The organism is Micromonospora sp. NBC_01739 (assembly GCF_035920385.1).
In the GTDB taxonomy this organism is placed as follows: Bacteria; Actinomycetota; Actinomycetes; order Mycobacteriales; family Micromonosporaceae; genus Micromonospora.
The window spans coordinates 1,090,532-1,109,890 of sequence record NZ_CP109151.1 but is presented as its reverse complement, the minus strand read 5'-3'; the positions used below and the strand labels follow the sequence as shown (position 1 = coordinate 1,109,890).

The window sequence follows — 19,359 nt, the reverse complement described above, 5'->3', positions numbered from 1 at the left end:
GGGTGAGAGGAGGGGGTTGGGGTGGGGGGACGGCAGAAGGTGTTGGTGGTGGGGGTCGGGGTGTTGCTGGTGGTGCTGTTCGTGGGGGTGGTGGGGGTCGGGCGGCAGGAGGGGGGTGATCCGGTGGGGCGGCATTCGCTGGTGGAGTTGCTGGGGCGAGTCGGGGGTGGAGCGGGTGCGGTCGACCCCGACAGTGTCCAGGCGGGGTGCGCCGAGGCGCCCGGTCGGCTGGCGGTGGTCGGCGACTGCGCGGTACGGGTAGCCGATCCGGGCGGGCTGCGGCTGCTGATCCTGCGCAGCCCCACCGGGTTCGCCGTCGAGGCACCGGCCCCCGGCGGTGCCGACTTCACCCTGACCGACACGGTAACCCCGGCCGAGGACGGCACCGACGCGGTGGCCCGGATCGCGGTGGACCGCCCGAGCATCGTCATGCTGCGCTGCCCCACGGGCTGCGTGGTCACCGTCAGCCGGCAGTGAATCCTGAGGAGGACCCTGATGGGTGCGTTACGCAGGCCCTTCCTGCTGCTGGCCATGCTCGCCCTGGTGCTGGCGGTCGGCGTAGAGGTCGGTGCCGGGCTGCTGGTGGGCGGTTTGGACGCCGGACCGGCGCTGGCCGGCGGCGCCGCCGAGCTGGGTGTCGAGGTCGGGGAGGTACGCGGGGTCAGCGAGCCCTCCGGACGGGGCACCGGCTACCTGGCCCTGGTCGACGCGGCGGCCCTGTGGACCACCGGGCTGTTCTGCCTGGGTCTGGTGCTCCCCGAACGGATCCAGGGGCGGGTGCAGGGCATCGCCACCCTGATCTTCTCGATCATCCTGATCATCGTGGGGTTCCTGGCCCTGGTGCTCGCCTTCATCGAGCTGACGATCATGGTTTCCCTGTTCCTGGCACCACCGTTCGGCACCCTGGCCTATCTGGCCCTGTGGGGTTTCTTCCCGGTGGGGGACGCGGCCGTACTGCTCGGCCTGGTGCTGCTGCTCAAGCTGACCTGGGCCGGGCTGCTGCTGCTCGCCCAGCCCAAGTTCCTGCAGAACAAGGGCCTGGTGCTGCTGATCGGGACCAGCCTGCTCTGCCCGGTGGTGCTGGAGTTCCTGCACCGGCTGGTGCCGGTGATCCTGGTCAGCATCCTCGACAGCCTCGGCGCCCTGGTCTTCGCCGTGATCGCGATCATCTGGGCGGTGGTGCTGCTGATCGGCGCGGTCCCGGCGATCGTCAAGGCCATCCGCGCCACCGCCGCCCTGCGCGCCGAGACCGACCCGCACCGCTAGCCCGGATACCGCAGAGGCGACTCCGCAGCCGGCTGGCGGTGACGGCGGCCGGGGCAGTCTGGGCAGCCCGCCCGCCGCGACCTCCTCCGGTCGCGGCCGCCGGATATGGTTGTCACGTGATCGGGCTCGCCATGCTCTGGTACCTCGTCGGTGTTCTCGCCGACGCGGGCGCCGGTGGCATGGTCACCGGCACCGCCGCGGCGACCGGGGCACTGCTGGCGGTCGTGCTAGCCGCGGTGAACCTGCTGCTGCGGGTGGTCACCCCGGCCAACCGGCGGGTCACCGGCCGGATGATGCGCGAACGCTGCCGCCGCACCGGCGTACCCCGGCATCGTGATCCGGACGCGGCCGGCCGCTCCCGCCCCCGCGCCCCGACGGCGACCTTCGCGGTCGCCTGAGCCTCAACCGCAGCCTCACCCGCTGCCGCTCGACGGCGACCGCACCTGACTGGTTCCTGCCCGTCTCCGGTCGTCGTTCGAGAGGTGCACCATGTCCACTTCGCTGATTCCTGCCGGGTTCTCCGGCCGCCCCCTGGCCACCGGAGCCCTCCGGTGAGCACCATCTTCAGCCCACTGATGGCGTTGATCTACGCAGGCATCTCCGCCATCCTGCTGTTCTGGCACCGCGCCTGGCAGTTGGTCTTCGCCGACACACCCCTGTGGGGCACCGACTGGTCCTGGGTGCTCGGCATCGTCTTCCTGGTGCTCACCGTCCGGGTGGTCCTCTTCCCGATCTTCGTCAAGCAGATCAAGGCACAGCGGGCGATGCAGGCCCTCCAGCCCCAGATCAAGGCGCTTCAGGACAAACACCGGGACGACCGGGAGACCCTCCAGAAGGAGATCGTCGAGCTCTACCGGACCGAGCGGGCCAACCCCCTGACGGGCTGCCTGCCCATGCTGGTCCAGATCCCGGTCTTCCTGGGGCTGTTCCATGTGCTGCGGCACCTCAAGCCCTCCATGCCGGAGCACCTGAAGACCCTGTACGGCTGGACGGTCACCCAGTTCGACAGCGCCTCCTCGGCGACCCTGTTCGGCGCGCCCGTAGCGGCCAGTTTCCGCTCAGGCGCAGCGGAGTTGGCCGGGCTCGGGGCGGACGGGGTGACCGTCCGGGTGGTGGCGCTGATCCTGATCGCGATGATGGTCGTGACCACCTATCTGAGCAGTCGGCAGATGATCCTGCGGACCGGGTGGGCCGAGGAGCCGCAGCAGCGGATGATGCAGCGGTTGATGCTCTACGGCATCCCGACCTCGCTGCTCGTCTCCGGGCTGATCTTCCCGATCGGCGTGATCATCTACTGGGTCACCACGAACCTGTTCTCCCTGGGCCAGCAGACCTGGATGCTGCGCCGGTACCCACCCCCGCCCGCCACCGGCGCCGGATCGGCGCCGGCCGCCGGGACACCGAACGCCACCGCCGCCGAAACGGCACCGACCACCGCGACACCGGCCACCGGCGCCGCCGGGTCAACCCCGCCGACGGCCGGGCGCAGGCCGAACAAGCGCCGCTGACACGCCGGAGCCTGGTGCGGCCCGACCCTCGCGGGGGCGGTGCCGCACCAGGCTCCGAAGGACGGTCAGTGCAGGCGGGTGGTGGTCCAGCGGGGGGAGTCGTTGGTCACCGGGACGAGGTCACCGACCAGGGTGGTACGGGCCTGGGCGGCACGGTGGGCGCTGTTGCCGACCCAGATGTCGACCTCACCGGGCTCCACGACCCGGGTGAGGGTGCGGTCGGAGAAGGCCAGGCGGGTGGTGGGCACGGACAGCTCGACCGTGACGGACTCCCCCGGCTCCAGGTGGACCCGGCGGTACCCGAGCAGCTGCGCCACCGGCCGGGTGATCGAGGCCACCAGGTCGTGGCCGTAGAGCTGGACGACCTCCTCGCCGGCCACCGTGCCGGTGTTGGTGACCCGGACGCTCGCCCGGATCGTGCCGTCGGTGGGCACCGTGTCGGACACGGTCAGATCGGCGTACCCGAAGGTGGTGTACGACAGACCGTGGCCGAACGGGGCCACCGGCGCGGCCGACAGGTTCGTCACCTCGTTGCCCTCCCCCAGGGTGGGGTGCAGGTACGAGTACGGCTGCGCCCCGGCCGAGCCGGTCAGGCTCACCGGCAGGCGTCCCGAGGGGTTGACCCGCCCGGAGAGCACCCCGGCGATCGCCGAGGCCCCCTCCTCGCCCGGGAAGAAGGCCTGCACCACGGCCGCGCACCGGTCCATCGCCCACCCGAGGGCGTACGGCCGTCCGGTGAGCAGCACCAGCACGACCGGGGTGCCAGTGTCCAGCACCGCCTCGACGAGTTCCCGCTGCACCCCGGGCAGCTCCAGGTCGTCGCGGTCACAGCCCTCCCCGACGGTGCCGCGACCGAACAGGCCGGCGTGGTCACCGACGACCAGTACGGCGACCTCCGCCGCCGAGGCGGTGGCGACGGCCTCGGCGAACCCGGACCGGTCCTCGGTGTCCACCGCACAGCCCACCGCCGAAGTGACCTGCTCGGCGCCGAACTCCCCCCGCAGGGCCTGGAGCACGGTGGGCACCTCGATGCCGGTCTCCACCCCCGGGTGCTGGGCGAGGACGTGGTTGAGGAAGGAGTAGCAGCCGAACAGGGCCGCCTCCCGGTCGGCGTTCGGGCCGATCACCGCCACCCGGCGCCCGGCCGACATCGGCAGCACCCCCTGGTTGGCGACCAGGATGATGGACTTCTCCGCCAACCGGCGGGCGATCGCCCGATGCTCCGGCGAGTCCAGGTCGACCTGCTCGACCGGCTCGTCGTCGAAGGTGGCGTCGAGCAGACCGAGTTCCAGCTTCTGCCGCAGCACCCGCAGCACCGACCGGTCGATCAGGGCCTCGTCGATCCGGCCGGACCGCACCGACTCGATCAGGGTCAGGTAGGCGTCCCCGGTCGGCAGCTCGACGTCGACCCCGGCGGTGAGGGCCAGCACGGCGGCCTCCGCGTGGTCGGAGGCGACATGGTGCAGCAGGTTCAGGAAGGCCACCCCGAAGTAGTCGGCCACCACCGTGCCGTCGAAGCCCCACCGGTCCCGGAGCAGGTCGGTGAGCAGGGTGGGGTCGGCGGCGACCGGCACGCCGTCGATCTCGGCGTACGAGTGCATGACCGACCGCACGTCGCCGTCCAGGACGGCCATCTCGAACGGCGGGAGGAACACGTCGGCGATCTCCCGGGGACCGGCGTGCACCGGGGCGAAGTTACGCCCGGCCCGGGAGCCGGAGTAGCCGACGAAGTGCTTCAGGGTGGCGTGCACCCCCTGGGACTGCAGACCCCGCACGTACGAGGTGCCGATGGTGCCGACCAGGTACGGGTCCTCGGCGATGCACTCGTCGACCCGGCCCCACCGCGCGTCCCGGATCACGTCCAGCACCGGGGAGAGGCCCTGATGGATGCCGAGGGTACGCATCACCGTCCCGACGGCCGCGGCCATCTCGGTGACCAGGTCGGGATCGAAGGCGGCGCCCCAGGCCAAGGGGGTGGGGAAGGTGGCCGCCTTCCAGGCCGACAACCCGGTCAGGCACTCCTCGTGCACGATCGCCGGAATGCCGAGCCGGGTGCCGGTGACCAGTTCCGACTGGAACTTCCGCAGCCAGGAGGCGCGGGCTACGGGGTCGACCGGACGGGTGCCGTAGGGCCGGGTCAGGTGACCCAGCCCGTGCCGGGAGAAGCTCTCCAGCCTGTCGACCTCGCCGAACTCGCCCTGCAAGGGGGCGACCGCCTCACCGTCCTCCTTCTCCCAGAACCCGACGAGCTGCGCGACCTTCTCCTCGATCGTCATCCGACCGAGCAGCTCGCGGATCCGCGACTCGCCGTCCGGCCCGTCCGGCCGATCGTGGCGTGGACCTGTTTGAGTCGGCGCCGACGCGCCCCCCACCTGACGGACCTCAGTCATGCTGTGCCTTCCGTTTCTGGTGCTCGTGCGGCTGCCGCTCAGCCCTTGACCGCACCTTGCAGGCCTCCGACGATCTGTTTCTCGGCGAAGGTGAAGAACAGGAGGGCGGGCAGCATCGCCAGGGAGGTGAAGGCGAGGATGCCGGCCGTGTCGGAGCTGTACTGGCTGGAGAACTGCTGCACGCCAAGCGGCAGGGTGTGCAGGTTGGCGTCACCGAGGACGAGCAGCGGCAGGAGGAAGGCGTTCCAACTGGTGACGAACGCCAGGATCCCGACGGTGACCAGGGCCGGCCGCGACAGCGGCAGCATGATGCGCCAGAGGAAACCGAGCCGCCCGGTGCCGTCGATGGCCGCCGCGTCCTCCAGTTCACGCGGGATGGCCGTCAGGAACGGGCGCAGGATGACGATCGTCAGCGGCAGCGAGAAGGCCACCTGCGGCAGGATCACCGCGTAGTACGAGTTGATCAGGTTGAGGTCGCGCAGCATGAGGTACAGCGGCAGGATCGCCGCCCCGGCCGGGAACAGCAGGCCCAGGGTGAAGAAGGTGTAGAGCACCTCACGACCCCGGAAGGTGTACCGGGCCAGCACGAACGCGGCGGAGACCCCCAGGGCCACCACCCCGAGGGTGGTGCCCAGGGACACCACCGCGCTGTTGAAGGCCTGACGCCAGAAGTTGCTCTGGGTCAGCACCCGGACGTAGTTGTCGATGACCCATGGGTCGGGCATGCCGGCCGGGTTCGCGACGATCTGCGGGGTGGTCCGGAAACCACCGATCACCACGTAGATCACCGGCGTGATCGACACAGCCGCAACCGCCAGCGCCAAGGCGTAGGTCAGGGGGTTGCCCCAGGACACCGGCCGGCGCTTGGCGGGCGTCAGAACGGTGTTCGCGGTCGTCACGTCACTTTGCCCTTCTGGTGGTGATGGCGCCCTCGATGTCTCGCCGGAGCAGGAAGCGCTGGAACACGACCGCCGCCACGAACGAGATGGCGAACAGGATCACCGCGATCGCGTTGCCGTAGCCCCAGAGCCGAGCGAAGAAGCCGTTGTCCACCATGTATGTAGCCATGGTTGCCGATGCACCAAGCGAGCGTACCGCCGGCACCGAGGTCACCCAGATCACGTCGAAGACCTGCAACGAGCCGATCATGGACAGGAACATCCAGATCCGGATGGTCGGGCCCAGCAGCGGCAGGGTGACATGGCGCTGAATCTGCCACCAGCTAGCCCCGTCGATCTCGGCGGCCTCGTTCAATTCCTGCGGCACATTGGACAGACCGGCCAGCAGCAGGATGATGGCGAAGCCGACGTACTTCCAGGTCAGGACGAACAGCAGGGTCCAGATAACGATATCGAGATCGGCAAGCCAGGCCTGGACCAGACCGCCCAACCCGAGTGAGCGCAGCAGCGCGTCGAAGGTGCCGTTCTCCGTCAGGATCAGCTTCCACATGATGCCGACGGTGACCTCGGCCAGCACGTACGGCACGAAGGCCAGCAGGCGGAACACCGTACGGCCCCGGAAGTGGCGGTTGAGCAACAGGGCCACGCCCAACGCGATGGGGCCCTGGATGATCAGGGACCCGAACACGATGAGCGCGTTGTTGCGCAACGCGTCCAGGAAGATCGGGTCCTGGAAGGCCATCACGTAGTTGTCGAAGCCGATGTACTCCGTGGGCGGTCCTACTCCACGCCAGCGGAACAGGCTGTAGTAGAAGGCGAAGCCCATCGGCACCAGGACGAACATCACGTACACGATGATCGCCGGTGTGGTGAGACCGATGATCTCGTACCACTTGCGTCGCGTCTCGGCGGCCCGGCTGGACTTGCGGTTGGCGGGCCGGAGCCCCGCCGGCGGCGCGGACACGCCGCCGGCGGGGTTCAGGGTCTGGTTCGTGGACGTCACTTGCGAGCGGCCGACTTCATCGCGTCGACGACCTGCTGCGGCGTCCCGTTGCCCGCGAAGATGGCGACGATCGCGTCGTTCATCGCGTTGCCGACGGTGCTACCGAAGGCGGTGTCCAGCCAGAGCTGAACGTAGGTCGCGCTGGTGGTGGCCTCCAGGATGGAGCGCAGCGCCGGGTCGGTCACGCCGGCCTCGGAGCCCTTGGCCACCGGCAGACCGGTGCCGGTCTCCGCGTAACCCTTCTGGACCTCGGGGCTGACGATGTACTTCAAGAACTCGACACACTCCGCCGGGGCGTTCTTGGCGCAGGCGAACCCGTCACCGCCACCGAGGGCGGCCTTCGGGTCACCGGGCGAACCACTGATCGCCGGAACCGGGAACCAGCCGATGAACTTGTTCAACGCCTCCTTGTCCTCGGCGACGTTGTCCAGGGTGCCCTTGTTCCAGTCACCCATCAGCTCCATCGCGGCCTTGCCGTTGGCCAGCATGCCGTTGGCGCTGGTCGGGTCGTTCTGCCCCGGGGTGGCGATGAAGTTGTTCTGGAACGGCTTGGTGTCGATGAAGGACTTCAGGTCCTCGCCGGCCTTGACGAAGCAAGGGTCCTCGAAGTCCAGGTCCTTGGCGGCCTTCTTCAGGGTGTCGACGGAGCAGGCCCGCAGCGCGAAGTTGTACCACCAGTGGGCGGCCGGCCACTTGTCACCGGCGCCGACCGCGATCGGCACGACGTTGATCGCCTTGAGCTTGGTGACGGCCTCGTTGAGTTCCTCGAACGTGGTCGGCGGAGCCGCGATGCCGGCCCGGGCGAACATGTCCTTGTTGTACCAGATGCCCTCGATACCCATCCGGTACGGCAGCCCGTACTGCCTGCCGTTCACCGCCCAGATCTCGGCGGAGCTGCCGATGTTGGCGACCTCGTCCTTGACCTGGTCGGTGATGTCCTTGAGGTAGTCGGCCTCGACCTGCTCGCGCATCTCACCGCCACCCCAGGCCTGGAAGATGTCCGGCGGGTCGTTGCTCAGCAGCGCGGCGGGCAGCCGGGTGCGCTGGAGTTGGTTGGTCTCGATCGCCTCGATCTCGATCGTCACCGTGGGGTGCAGGGCGTTGAAGTCCTTCGCGACCTTCGCCCAGTACTCCTTTCCGACCCCGTCCTCGCTGGCGTTGTGCCACCAGGTCAGGGTTACCGGGTTCTTGAACAGCTCGCTCTCGGCGGGCTCCTCGGACTCGCCCCCACTGCATCCGGTGGCGAGTAGTGCGGTGGTGATGGACAGCGCTAGGGCGGTTCGTACGCGGCGCTTTATAGCCATCGGTATCTCCTCGACTAGTCAGTCGCGGTGCTCGGCCTGCGGGGGAGTTTTACAGCCGTGTAACCGAGTGTCAATCGGTGTCGATAACGTTTTCGATACGCCACTCATCGAACCCCGTCCGCCCTCTATCATCGTCGGCGTGGCGTTCCCGCAGCGTGTCAACATGTCGGACGTGGCCCGCGCGGCCGGCGTCTCCGTGGCAACTGTATCCAAGGTGGTGAATGGCAGGTACGGCGTGGCGCAGGCTACCGTCGAGCGGGTTCAGCAGGTCATCCATCAACTCGGGTACGAGGCCAGCCTCGGCGCGCAGAGCCTGCGCAGCCACCGGACGAACGTCCTGGGCATCCTGGTCGCGGAGTTCGAACCCTTCTCCACCGAACTGCTCAAGGGGGCCTCGGCGGGGGTGACCGGCACCGGCTACCAGTTGCTCGCCTACTCCAGCGGCGATGTCGCCGGTACGGCCGTCGGTTGGGAGCGGCGATCGCTGGCGCGGCTGTCCGGAACCCTGATCGACGGGGCCGTGATCGTCACCCCGACGGTGGTGGAGACCAAACAGGGTTTCCATGTCGTGGCCGTCGACCCGCACACCGGCCCCTCGGGTCTGCCCACGGTCGACTCCGACAACTTCGCCGGGGCCGTACTGGCTACCAACTACCTGCTCTCCCTGGGTCATCGTCGGATCGGGCACATCAGTGGACGGGCCGATCTGGAGTCCTCCCGGCTGCGTGAGGCGGGCTTCCGGCAGGCCATGGCCGATGCGGGCGTGACGGTGGACGAGCGGCTGGTACGGGTCGGTGGGTTCCGCATCGAGAGCGCCGCCGGGACTGCCGCCGAACTGCTCGCCCTGCCGGACCGACCGACTGCGGTCTTCGCCGGTAACGACCTGTCCGCGATCTCCACGATCGATGTCGCCCGGAGCATGGGGCTGTCGGTCCCGGACGACCTGTCCGTGATCGGCTTCGACAACGTTCCGGAGTCCGCCCTGGTCAATCCCCCGCTGACCACGATCATGCAGCCGATACAACGGATGGGTGCCGAGGCGCTGCGCCTGCTGGTGGATCTGATCGCCGGGGTGGAGCGCGACATCCACATCCGGCTGCCCACCGAGCTCGTCGTCCGCGCCTCCTGCCGATCCCTGCCGGACTGAAAACGGGGGCGATCCGCCGGTTCTCACACCATCTGAGGGGACGTATTTCCGGGTCGGTCACCGGCTCTTGAAGGACGTCACGGCGCCGACACAGCACCGCAACGCGCTGGTCGGCGCACGCTCCGTCGATGGGAGAAACCTGTCATGAGCAGTCTAGGAAGACGGGTCCGCCGGGCCGCGATGGTCGGGCTGACCGCTGCGGCGTTGACCGGCCTGCTGGGCGCCAGCGCGGTCGCCGCGCCGTTCGAGGCGACCGCGCCCGCCGCGCTGACCAGCACCACCGACGTCTACATCAAGGACGTCACCGCCGATGTCGGGGTCCAACCGCACAACCTCAACCCGTTGTGGGCCAGCCCGGACATCAAGGTCTGCCCGAACCCCACCGAGTGTGCCGTCAGTCAGAACCCCGTCGTCGGGGTGACCAACTACATCTTCGTCAAGCTGCGTAACCCCGGGCCCTACGGCTCCGGGGTGGGTACCGGGACGCTGCAGGTCTACCGGACGACCCCCGGTGGTGGTGCGGTCTGGCCGACCCACTGGACCCAGATCGGGGCGGCCTACGTGACCGTGAACCCGGGGGTCACCACGGTCATCATCCCGTGGACCGGGGTACCCGGGCCGGGCCACTTCTGCCTGCTGGCCCGCTGGGTGTCCGCCACCGACCCGATGACCATCGATGGCCCGGACATCAGCCTCAACACCCGGTACAACAACAACGTCGCGTGGCGCAATGTCGACTCGGTGCAGCTCGGCGCGGGTCAGACGACTCCGGCCGGGCGGCCCTTCGCCATCGGCAACTCGTTGCGGGTGCCCTCGCGCAACGAGGTGGTCTTCAACGCGGCCGAGCCGTTGCAGGCCATCGGCGGCCGGGTGGTCGTCGACCTCGGACCGGAGCTGTTCGAGCGGTGGCGGGCCGGTGGCGCGGTCGGCAACGGGGTACGGGCGATCGGCCGGACCCAGGTGGAGATCGTCGAGCCGACCCGGGCCAGCCTGGGCAACCTGCTGCTCAACCCCGGTGAGCGGGTGCAGTTCTCGCTGCTCTTCTCGGCCGAGGTGGCCAGTGACCGGGAGATCGCGTTCAACGTGACCCAGTTCGGCCCGGACACCAGCGGGGCCAAGTCGACCGACCTGGGTGGGGTGCAGTACCTGATCAGCGCCGCCAAGCGCTGACTCCGGGGGGTGTAGCGGGGGTCGTGGGCCGAACCGGCCCACGACCCCCGTGGCCCTGTCCGGCCACGGCCCTTGTGGCCTCAGCGCAGACAGACCCAGTCGGTGACCACGGTGAACCCGCCGGCCTCGGCCCGCAGTCGGACCGGCCCGGGCGGCGGTACGCCGAGGGAGAAGAGTCCCACCGCGTCGACCGCTGTCTCGTCGTAGGTGCCGGTGGCCGTCCGGGCACTGATCCGGCCACCCTCGGCGGGGCAGAGCTGCCCGACGATTCCCGCCGGGCTGACCTCGATCTCCAGCAGGACCGGGCCGCCCCGGAAGGACAGGCTCCGCACGGAACCGGCCGATCGGGTGAGCCCGGCCGGTTCCGCCTGGCAGGCCGAGTCGAAGGTCAACTCGGCCAGGGTCAGTTCGGCGTCCACCGTCCGCCAGGCGAACGCCGCCCGCGCGGCGACCAGGTGCTCCTCGGGCACTCCCCTGCTGTCCGACAGCGCCGCACCCAGCTCGGCGGTCAGCCGGTCGTCATCGCCCGGCGGCCACGGCTCCATCGCGCTCCCCTCCCGTCGAGGCGGCGGATCGATGCCCTTTAAGGTACGCGGCCAGCGCCCCGGACTCCCGCAACCGGCGCAGGCAGCGGGCCTGGGTGGGGCCGATGCTGCCGACCGGGGTCCCCAGCCGCTCGGCGATCTGCCGGTAGCTCAGCGGCGGATCGGCGGTCAGCAGGGACAGCAGTACCTGGCAGCGCGGCGGTAGCTCGGCGAAGCCCTCCCGCAGGGCCTGGTGCCGTTCGGCGCGGAGCAGATCCTCGTCCGGGCTGGCCGCCTCCGCCCCGCTCCGGTGGCACCCCTGAAAGGCCCCGTCGGAGGGGTCGAAGGGTTGGGTACGCCGACCCAGCCGCGAGATCCGGTAGCACTCCCGTCGGGTGGTGACCGCCAGCCAACTCGCCAACGCCTCCGGTTCGCGTACCTGGTCCAGGCGCTCCACCAGACGCAGCCACACGGTCTGGTTGACATCGGCGGCGTCGGCGGCGGTCAGGTCGTGGACCCGGATCACCGAGTACACCAGCGGGGTGTAGCGGCGGACCAGTTCCACCCAGCCCGACTCGTCCCCGTTGGCCGCGGCGGCTACCAGATCACTCGTACTGCGGCCGGTCACCACGGCACCGCCGCCGTCGACACTCACCCGACCAGCACCCCGTAGTCGGGGTGCCAGCGCGGCATGGCCAGCAGGGCCAGCCGGGCGGCGTCGGCGCTCAGGCCACCGGCGGTCATCATGGCGGCCAGCCGACCGCTGACCTGGGCGGTGGCGAAGGAGGTACCGGACCAGCGGGCGTAGCGGTGGAAGACCCGGGTGGGTCGTCCGGGCAGCGGCAGGATGCCCGGGACGAAGGTGCTGTCGTGCTGACCCAGGGCGCAGGCGTCCACCCAGGGCCCGAATCCGCTGTAGTCGGCCGGCACCAGGCCGGCGGAACCCATCCGGACCGCCGCCACGGCCACTACCCGGTCCAGCGCGGCCGGCCACAGCGGTCGGTTGGTGCCGGCGTTGCCCGCCGCAGCCACCACCGCGGTCGTCGGTGGCAACGCGGCCACGGCGTTGGCCAGGGGCAACGAGGGCTGGTCGTCCAGGGTGAAGCCGCCCAGGGAGAGGTTGACCACGCTGACCTGGGAGGCCAGTCGGCTCAGGGCGGCCACCACCGTCGACTCGTCGCCGATGCCGGTGGGCTCCAGGGCAGTCTCGGGGTCGACACGTACCCCCGGGGCGGCCTGGCGTACCACCCCGGCGACGAAGGTGCCGTGGCCGCCCTGCGGGGCGAGCACGTCGGTGTGCAGGTAGAGGGGGTCCTCGTCGTCCGGCTCCGGCAGGTAGGCCCCGCCCAGCCAGTCCGGGTGCTGCCCGCCGGCGTACCGCCAGATGCCGGTGTCGCAGATCCCCACGGTCACCCCGGCCCCCTCGGCCGCCCGGGCCGGATCCGGTGGCGCCAGCGCGGCGATCGTCCGGGGTGGTCCGCCCGGGTTGCCCATGATGTTGCCCAGGCCGAGCAGCACATGGTGCGGTTGGACCAGCGGAATCCGCTGACCGGGCCACTGCCGGGGGTCGCGCAGCAGCGTCACGATCGCCGGGATGTCGGCCTCGGCGGAGAACAGCAACCGGGTCACCCCGGCGAAAGCGTCACCGATGAGCACCTGATGTCCGCTTTTACGCAACCAGGCGGCTACTCGCCCGGTGTCCTCGGCGGCGGTGAGCAGTTGCCGGGGGCGGTAGAGAATTTCCCTACCCGCAACTGTATGCCGACGCACATTGCGATCCGCATTCACCAACCGGTCGAAGGCCAGTTGATAGGCCGCGTCGTCGGCGTCCTGGTCGGCCAGGGCCGGACCCGGGCGCCATCCGGCCCCCAGTGGGGTGGCCGCCGCAGCCAGTACGGACGCGACCAGCAGCCGCCGTCGGGACAACCAGCTGCCTGGTCGGGGGTGGTCAGAATGCACAGGCCCTCCCAGATGGCCCCGGAATCGGCAGGCCACGGGTGGCCGGCGAGGCGAATTCCGCGGGCCTTACCGATTCTTCCAATCAATCGGTGGATGTCAATGACCCTAACGGGCTGCCCACCCCGATCCGACCGTCAGGCCATTTGCCGACATTGACGCTCCACGACAGTTGGGGAACGCTTGATCCATGCCCGACAGCACCGCTGCCGGTGCCGGCGGCACCGCGCAGTCGGCGCTCGACACCGTCCAGCGCCGTCCCCGTGAGGCGATCATGATCGCCCAGCGGGTCCTAGCCACCGGCGACGGCGACGAACGTTCCACGGCGGAGCGCGCCATCGGCCTGGCACTGCGGGAACTCAACGACCTCCCCGGCGCCCTGCGCCACCTGCGTCGGGCGGTCCGGATCGCCGGGACGGCCCGGACCCGGGCCCTGGCCCGGATGAGTCTGGGGTACGTCCTGGCCAATGTCGGCCGCACCTCGGCGGCCCTGCGGGCGGTGACCGCCGCCCTGCCCGAACTCACCGGGGCCGACGCCGGACGGGCCCGGATGCAACGGGGGGTGGTACTGCACTACCGGGGTCGGTACGACGAGGCGGTCCGGGACTACACCCTCGCCATCGACACCGCCCAACGGGAGGGGGATCTGCTGCTGGAGGCCCGCGCCCGCAACAACCGGGGGCTGCTCAACGCCCACCGGGGCGCCCCGGGCGATGTCGACGACCTGGCCCGGGCGGCGGCGGTCTTCCGCGATCTCGGGCTGGACCTGGCCGCCGCCGACGCCAGTTGGAACAGCGGAATCGCGGCCGGTCGACGCGGGGACATCGCCGGGGCGCTGCGCCGGTTCGCCGCCGTCGGGCAGGAGTACCAACGGCTGGCCGTACCCCGACCGGCGTTGTTGCTGGACCGCTTCGAGTTGCTGCTCTCGGTGCCCCTGGTGGAGGAGGCCACCGAGGTGGCCGCGGCGGCCATCCGGGAACTGCGTCGCCGTGGCATGGCCTCCGACCTGGCCGAGGCGTTGCTGGCTCAGGCGCGGGCCGCCCTGCTCGCCGGTGACCTGGACATCGCCACCGAGGCCGCCGCCGCGGCCGGAAGCCGGTTCCGCCGGCAGGGCCGCCGGACCTGGGCAGCCTTCGCCCGGCATGTCGAGTTGCGGGCCGAGTTCCGCCGGGGGACCCGTACGGCCGCCTTGCTGACCGCGATGGTGCGCACCGCCGACCGGCTGGAGGCCACCGGTTGGGCCGATCCCGCCCTGCTCACCCGCATCGACGCCGGCCAACTGGCGGTGGAGCTGGGCCGCACCGACCGGGCCGCAAAGCTGTTCGCCGTCGCCGCCGGCACCCGGGGTCGGGGCACCGCCCCACGACGGGCCCAGGGGTGGTACGCCCAGGCCCGGTGGCATCGGCTGCGCGGCGAGGAACCTGCCGCCGCCCGGGCCCTGCGCCGAGGACTGGCCGTCCTCGACCGGCACCGCACCTCCCTGGGCGCCACCGAACTGCGGGCCAACAGCGGGGCGTACGGCCAGGAACTGGCCGCCGAAGGGCTGGACATCGCCGTCCGGGCCGGGGCACCGACCCGGGTGCTGGCCTGGGCGGAACGGTGGCGAGCCCATTCGGTACGGACCCGCCCGGCCCTGCCACCGGACGACGCCGACCTGGTCGCGGCCCTGGCCGAACTCCGGCTGGTCAGCGGCCTGCTGGAGGACGCGGTGCTGACCGGTCGGCCGGTACGCGCCCTGCGGGGTCGGCAGGCCCGGTTGGAGCAGCGCATCCGGGACCTGTCCCGGCACGCTGCCGGCGGCCCGGGCACCCTGACCCCGCCCCGGGTGCACAACCTGGCCGCCCGGCTCGGTTCCCGGGTGCTGGTCGAACTGTTCGCGCACGGGGACCGGCTGGGGGCGGTGCTGGTCCGCGACGGTCGGGCCAGCCTGCACGACCTCGGCTCTCTGACCGAGGCGACCCGGTTGACCCGGTGGCACCGGTTCGGGCTGCGCCGTCTGATCGTCACCGGGGACTCCGCCGCCGCCCGGGCCGCCGTCGAGCACGCCGCAACGGCCCTGGACCGGCAACTGTTCGACCCGCTGCGCCGACGCCTGGCCGACCGGCCGCTGGTGATCGTGCCGGTCGGGGCCCTGCACTCGGTCGGCTGGGCCGGGCTGCCCACCGGCACCGGACGGGCGGTCACGGTGGCCCCCTCGGCCGCCGCCTGGCTGGCCGCCGAGCAGCAGGGCGCGCCCCGGGGCACCCCGGTGCTGGCCGCCGGTCCCCGGCTGCCCGCCGGCGCGGTGGAGGTCCACCGGCTGGCCCAGGTGCTGCCGGCCGCCCGGCTGCTCACCGGCGGGCAGGCCACCGCCACCGCCCTGACGGCCGCCCTGGACGGGGCCGCGATGGTGCACATCGCCGCGCACGGCGCCTTCCGCGCGGACAACCCCCAGTTCTCCACTTTGGAGTTGGCCGACGGGCCGCTGTTCGCCTACGAGTGGGAGGGCATCGCCCGACCGCCCGGCTGTGTGGTGCTCTCCGCCTGCGAATCAGGGCTGACCGGGGTACGCCCCGGGGACGAGATCATGGGTTTCGCGGCCGTGCTGCTGGCCCTGGGCACCCGGTGTCTGATCGCCACCGTGCTGCCGGTACCGGCGGAACCCACCACCGCCCTCATGCTGGATCTGCACCGCCGGATGCACGCCGGGGTCGGCCCGGCGCAGGCCTTGGCCGAGGCCCAGCAGGCCTTCGTCACCGGTGGCGACCCCACCGCCCCGGCCACCGCCGCCGCCTTCGTCTGCCTGGGCGCCGGCTGACTCAGGCCCTCAGGGCGCCCACCCCACGCGCCCTCCAAGCGGTGGCAGCTCAGCTGTCGCCCGCACCCCCGGAGGACCAGCTGGGCTGCCACCGCTGGATCTCCGCGGCAGTTCGGGTGCCGTCGGCGATGACGATCTGGTAGCGGTTGTGGCGGGCCTGGCCGGCCGGGATGGTGGCGGTCTGCGCGAAGGCGAAGGCCACACAGACCCCGGGATACATGCCCGCGCGGACGAACCACCGGTCCCCCGCGCCCAGGCCACTGAAGACCAGGGTGTACTCCCCGCCCTGCGGTGCCCGGCCGGTCATCGCCACCCAGGGCTCGGCGCACCCGTTGACGGCCTCCTCGCCGGTGAGGGAGGCGGTGAACACCTGGGGTGTCTCGGCGGCCACCCCCCGCCAGAAGAATCCTCCGTAGCCGGCACCACCGGGACGACCGTTGGTGGCCGGGCTGCCCAGCACGACCTCCCGGTCGGCGGGGGCGGTGAGGGTGCTGTCGATCTCCAACCGCCACCGGTCGGCCCCGTCGGCTGCGGCGGTCAGGGTACGCCGCTCGGTCAGCAGGACCTCCCCGGCCGGTTCGCACCAGTGCAGCCGGTGGTCCAGCCGGTCGGTCGAGCGGTGTTCCCAACCGGTGTGCACGATCCGGCCGTGGTCGGCACGCCAGGTGTAGCCCTGGTCCCGGACATAGGTGCGCCCGCCCCACAGGTTGGTGCCGTTGACGTCCTGCACCGCCAGGGAGGCCCCGAGGTGCCAGACATGGTCGGCGGGCAGGGCGTCCGTGACCGGGGTGCCGGCCAGGGTACGCACCGGATGCAGGTAGGGCCGGGGGCCGTGCTTGGCCGCCAGGTCGGGGGCCAGTACGTACCGGGCCACCGGGATGCCCTCGACCAGCAGTTCCTGATCGGCTACCTCGGCGCTCACGACAGCTCCGTGCGGGTGACCGGTCGACGGCGGGCCACCGCGTGCACCGCGGCCAGCGCGTACCCGGCAAGGATCGGCACCGCCACCGGGGTGACCAGCACCCCCAGCAGCAGGGCTACCAGGCTGGTGCCGGCCAGCCCGGCGCAGGTGGCCGGGTGGTCCAGGCAGCCCCGGGCGGCCCGGGTGACCGCCGGGGCCCACCCGGTGCCCCCGGTGCGGCCCACCTCGACCACGATCGCGGCGGCGTACCCGAGCAGGATCGTCGCCACTGCGGTGGTGAGGACCATCCCCACCGTTCCCCCCGGCACCCGGCCGGTGGCCAGCACCACCAGGTTGGTGACGAGCAGTCCCAGGCTGCCGAGACCCAGCAGGGTGGCCGGCAGGCCGGGCAGCAGTCCCCTACCGAACCGGGACAGGGTCTGCCGGGCGGTCGGCCAACTGCCGGTGGCCAGCCAGTCGTGCACGGCCGCGCTGGCCGTGCCGATCGCGGCCCCGGCGGTCAGCACCGGAGCCGAGGCGAGCACGGTCAGGATGCCCACCAGGGCCAGGTCGGCCCCGTCGCGTACGGTGTCCCGCCAGTCGCGGTCCGGCGGCTGGTCAACCCTTGATTCCACTGGTGTTGATCCCCTCGACGAGCATCCGTTGGAAGGCTACGAAGAACACGAAGACCGGCAGCAGGGAGAGCACCGCCATGGCGAACATCGGGCCGATCGCGCTCTGGCTGGTCGAGTCGATGAACAGGGTCAACGCCACCGGCACGGTGTAGTCGCTCAGCTCGGACAGGAAGACCAGTTGCCGGAAGAACTCGTTCCAGGTCCAGATGAACGAGAAGATCGCCGTGGTGACCAGGGCGGGTCGGCTCAGCGGCAGGATGACGTGCCGGAAGATGCCGAAGGCCCCGGCACCGTCGATCCGGGCGGCCTCGTCCAACTCGCGCGGGATGCCCCGCATGAACTGCACCATCAGGAAGACGAAGAAGGCCTCCGTGGCCAGGAACTGCGGGATCAGCAGCGGCAGGTACGGCCAGTCCCCGCCGACCAGGCCGAGGGTGCGGAACAGGATGTACTGCGGCACGATCAGCACGTGCGCCGGCAACAGCAGGGTGCCGATCATGACGGCGAACCACAGCCGCCGCAGCCGGAACCTCAACCGGGCGAAGGCGTACGCGGCCAGCAGGCAGCTCACCGCGTTGCCGACCACGGTCAGCAGGCTGACCATCGCGCTGTTGAGGAAGAACCGGCCGAAGCTGACGTCGAAGTTGCTCCACCCGTCGGTGTAGTTGCCCGGGGTGAAGCGCTCCGGCAGCAGACCGATGTTGCTGACGATCTCCTGCTGCGACTTCACCGAGGTGCCGATCATCCAGATCAGCGGGTAGAGCACGACCGCCACGATGGCCAGCAGGATGATCAGCCGCAGCCAGGACCGGCTGCGTGAGCGCTGCGGGCGGGCCGCCACGGGCGGGGCCACGGTGCTCGCCACCATCAGCGGTCCTCCCCGTCGGAGTAGTGCACCCAGAACCGGCCGGTGCTGAAGAAGACGACCGTGATGAGCGCGATGGCGATCAGGAAGACCCAGGCCATCGCGGAGGCGTAGCCCATCTCCAGATCGGTGAACCCGGCGATGTACAGGTTGAGGGTGTACATCAGGGTCGAGTCGATCGGCCCGCCGGTGCCGTTGCTGAGCACGAAGGCGGCCGTGAAGCCCTGGAAACCGTTGATGGTCTCCAGCACCAGGTTGAAGAAGATCACCGGGGAGAGCATCGGCAGGGTGACGCTGACGAACTGCCGGAACTTGCCGGCCCCGTCCACCGCGGCGGCCTCGTACAGCTCGGTCGGCACCTGCTTCAGCCCGGCCAGGAAGATCACCATCGGGGCGCCGAACTGCCAGATGGCCAGCACCATCAGGGTCTCCAGGGCCCAGTCCGGGTCGTTGACCCAGGGCTTGCCCTCGATGCCGAACAGGGCGAGGAAGGAGTTGAAGGCTCCCTCGCGGTTGAACATGTTCACCCAGACGATGGCCAGTGCGACGCTGCCGCCGAGCAGCGACGGCAGGTAGAACAGACCACGGAACAGCCCGACCCCGCGCCAGGCCCGGTTGAGCAGCAGGGCCACCCCGAGCGCCGCGGCGAGTTTCAGCGGTACGGCGATCAGGGCGAAGCGCAGGGTGACCCGGACGGAGTGCCACCACGAGGGGTCGGCGGTGAACATCCGTTCGTAGTTGGCCAGCCCGACCCATTCCACCTCGGACCAGGGGGTGAGGATGTCGTAGTTGGTGAAGCTGAGGTACAGCGACAACAGCATGGGTAGCGCCGTGATGCCCATCAGACCGATGAGCCAGGGCGACAGGAAGATGTAGCCGGCCAGACCTTCCCCGTGCCGGATCCGTCCGGTCCCGCGCCGGGTGGCGGGGGGTCGGACGGATCCGGTGCCGCGGCGGGTCGGGTCGGGCGCCGTGGTCAGGGCCACGAACTGCT

18 protein-coding genes are annotated in these 19,359 nt (G+C 70.9%); 7 read left to right on the top strand and 11 right to left on the bottom strand.

Translation table 11 applies throughout. The annotated features are described in order from the left end of the window. Positions 1–21 precede the first annotated feature (21 nt). The 4 genes from OIE53_RS04935 (at position 22) to yidC (ending at position 2,774) form a co-directional block, all read left to right on the top strand. A complete protein-coding gene (locus tag OIE53_RS04935) occupies positions 22–477 on the top strand; it encodes a hypothetical protein (protein WP_327025371.1) in 456 nt (151 codons plus the stop codon). A gap of 18 nt (positions 478–495) precedes the next feature. Beyond that, entirely contained in the window at positions 496–1,266 is a 771-nt protein-coding gene (locus tag OIE53_RS04930; protein WP_327025370.1) for a hypothetical protein, read from the top strand. A gap of 116 nt (positions 1,267–1,382) precedes the next feature. Continuing rightward, a complete protein-coding gene (locus OIE53_RS04925) occupies positions 1,383–1,664 on the top strand; it encodes a DUF6412 domain-containing protein (protein WP_327025369.1) in 282 nt (93 codons plus the stop codon). A 177-nt stretch (positions 1,665–1,841) separates the two neighbouring features. Next, positions 1,842–2,774 (top strand): membrane protein insertase YidC, encoded by a 933-nt coding sequence (gene yidC, locus OIE53_RS04920; protein ID WP_327027086.1) that lies wholly within the window; start codon positions 1,842–1,844, stop codon positions 2,772–2,774. 65 nt (positions 2,775–2,839) lie between these two features. On the opposite strand, the gene OIE53_RS04915 is transcribed toward yidC, so the two are convergent. The 4 genes from OIE53_RS04915 to OIE53_RS04900 form a co-directional block, all read right to left on the bottom strand. Further along, positions 2,840–5,050 carry a beta-glucosidase family protein gene (locus OIE53_RS04915; protein ID WP_327025368.1) on the bottom strand — a complete coding sequence of 737 codons (2,211 nt, stop codon included), beginning with the start codon at positions 5,048–5,050 and terminating at the stop codon, positions 2,840–2,842. A gap of 152 nt (positions 5,051–5,202) precedes the next feature. Next, positions 5,203–6,063, bottom strand: coding sequence for a carbohydrate ABC transporter permease (locus tag OIE53_RS04910; protein ID WP_327025367.1), 861 nt, complete (start codon positions 6,061–6,063; stop codon positions 5,203–5,205). 1 nt (position 6,064) lies between these two features. Then, positions 6,065–7,066, bottom strand: coding sequence for a carbohydrate ABC transporter permease (locus OIE53_RS04905; RefSeq protein WP_327025366.1), 1,002 nt, complete (start codon positions 7,064–7,066; stop codon positions 6,065–6,067). After that, the gene (locus OIE53_RS04900; RefSeq protein WP_327025365.1) at positions 7,063–8,370 is read right to left on the bottom strand and encodes an ABC transporter substrate-binding protein; all 1,308 of its coding nucleotides are present in this window, start codon (positions 8,368–8,370) and stop codon (positions 7,063–7,065) included. Before OIE53_RS04900 ends, OIE53_RS04905 begins: the two co-directional genes overlap by 4 nt. A gap of 139 nt (positions 8,371–8,509) precedes the next feature. Here OIE53_RS04900 and OIE53_RS04895 point away from each other — a divergent pair, with 139 nt between their 5' ends. Beyond that, entirely contained in the window at positions 8,510–9,517 is a 1,008-nt protein-coding gene (locus tag OIE53_RS04895) for a LacI family DNA-binding transcriptional regulator (protein WP_327025364.1), read from the top strand. A gap of 144 nt (positions 9,518–9,661) precedes the next feature. Next, entirely contained in the window at positions 9,662–10,687 is a 1,026-nt protein-coding gene (locus tag OIE53_RS04890) for a hypothetical protein (protein ID WP_327025363.1), read from the top strand. A gap of 80 nt (positions 10,688–10,767) precedes the next feature. Here the strand turns inward: OIE53_RS04890 and OIE53_RS04885 are convergent, their stop codons facing one another. Genes OIE53_RS04885 through OIE53_RS04875 form a run of 3 tightly spaced genes read right to left on the bottom strand, consistent with a single transcriptional unit; the run spans position 10,768 to position 13,170 of the window. Further along, the gene (locus OIE53_RS04885) at positions 10,768–11,232 is read right to left on the bottom strand and encodes a carboxypeptidase-like regulatory domain-containing protein (RefSeq protein WP_327025362.1); all 465 of its coding nucleotides are present in this window, start codon (positions 11,230–11,232) and stop codon (positions 10,768–10,770) included. Continuing rightward, the gene (locus OIE53_RS04880) at positions 11,207–11,866 is read right to left on the bottom strand and encodes an RNA polymerase sigma factor (protein ID WP_327025361.1); all 660 of its coding nucleotides are present in this window, start codon (positions 11,864–11,866) and stop codon (positions 11,207–11,209) included. Before OIE53_RS04880 ends, OIE53_RS04885 begins: the two co-directional genes overlap by 26 nt. Further along, the gene (locus OIE53_RS04875) at positions 11,863–13,170 is read right to left on the bottom strand and encodes a S8 family peptidase (protein WP_327025360.1); all 1,308 of its coding nucleotides are present in this window, start codon (positions 13,168–13,170) and stop codon (positions 11,863–11,865) included. Before OIE53_RS04875 ends, OIE53_RS04880 begins: the two co-directional genes overlap by 4 nt. Positions 13,171–13,357: 187 nt before the next feature. Here OIE53_RS04875 and OIE53_RS04870 point away from each other — a divergent pair, with 187 nt between their 5' ends. Then, entirely contained in the window at positions 13,358–15,964 is a 2,607-nt protein-coding gene (locus OIE53_RS04870) for a CHAT domain-containing protein (RefSeq protein WP_327025359.1), read from the top strand. A gap of 49 nt (positions 15,965–16,013) precedes the next feature. Here OIE53_RS04870 and OIE53_RS04865 read toward each other — a convergent pair whose 3' ends face one another. Genes OIE53_RS04865 through OIE53_RS04850 form a run of 4 tightly spaced genes read right to left on the bottom strand, consistent with a single transcriptional unit; the run spans position 16,014 to position 19,351 of the window. Next, positions 16,014–16,886: a PmoA family protein gene (locus OIE53_RS04865; RefSeq protein ID WP_327025358.1), complete on the bottom strand. Its 873-nt coding sequence runs from the start codon at positions 16,884–16,886 to the stop codon at positions 16,014–16,016. Then, complete coding sequence (locus OIE53_RS04860) at positions 16,883–17,500, bottom strand: hypothetical protein (RefSeq protein WP_327025357.1); 618 nt, start codon at positions 17,498–17,500, stop codon at positions 16,883–16,885. Before OIE53_RS04860 ends, OIE53_RS04865 begins: the two co-directional genes overlap by 4 nt. After that, complete coding sequence (locus OIE53_RS04855) at positions 17,484–18,368, bottom strand: carbohydrate ABC transporter permease (RefSeq protein WP_327025356.1); 885 nt, start codon at positions 18,366–18,368, stop codon at positions 17,484–17,486. The genes OIE53_RS04860 and OIE53_RS04855 overlap by 17 nt, the downstream gene beginning before the upstream one ends. Then, positions 18,368–19,351, bottom strand: a complete 984-nt coding sequence (locus OIE53_RS04850; RefSeq protein WP_327025355.1) for a carbohydrate ABC transporter permease — start codon at positions 19,349–19,351, stop codon at positions 18,368–18,370. Before OIE53_RS04850 ends, OIE53_RS04855 begins: the two co-directional genes overlap by 1 nt. Positions 19,352–19,359: the final 8 nt, after the last annotated feature.

What these genes read in the sequence shown, in the direction of transcription:
- OIE53_RS04870 (WP_327025359.1), top strand. Translation starts at nt 13,358, where the DNA reads ATGCCCGACAGCACCGCTGCCGGTGCCGGCGGCACCGCGCAGTCGGCG.
- yidC (WP_327027086.1), top strand. Translation starts at nt 1,842, where the DNA reads ATGGCGTTGATCTACGCAGGCATCTCCGCCATCCTGCTGTTCTGGCAC.
- OIE53_RS04855 (WP_327025356.1), bottom strand. Translation starts at nt 18,368, where the DNA reads ATGGTGGCGAGCACCGTGGCCCCGCCCGTGGCGGCCCGCCCGCAGCGC.
- OIE53_RS04915 (WP_327025368.1), bottom strand. Translation starts at nt 5,050, where the DNA reads ATGACGATCGAGGAGAAGGTCGCGCAGCTCGTCGGGTTCTGGGAGAAG.
- OIE53_RS04930 (WP_327025370.1), top strand. Translation starts at nt 496, where the DNA reads ATGGGTGCGTTACGCAGGCCCTTCCTGCTGCTGGCCATGCTCGCCCTG.
- OIE53_RS04885 (WP_327025362.1), bottom strand. Translation starts at nt 11,232, where the DNA reads ATGGAGCCGTGGCCGCCGGGCGATGACGACCGGCTGACCGCCGAGCTG.
- OIE53_RS04900 (WP_327025365.1), bottom strand. Translation starts at nt 8,370, where the DNA reads ATGGCTATAAAGCGCCGCGTACGAACCGCCCTAGCGCTGTCCATCACC.
- OIE53_RS04890 (WP_327025363.1), top strand. Translation starts at nt 9,662, where the DNA reads ATGAGCAGTCTAGGAAGACGGGTCCGCCGGGCCGCGATGGTCGGGCTG.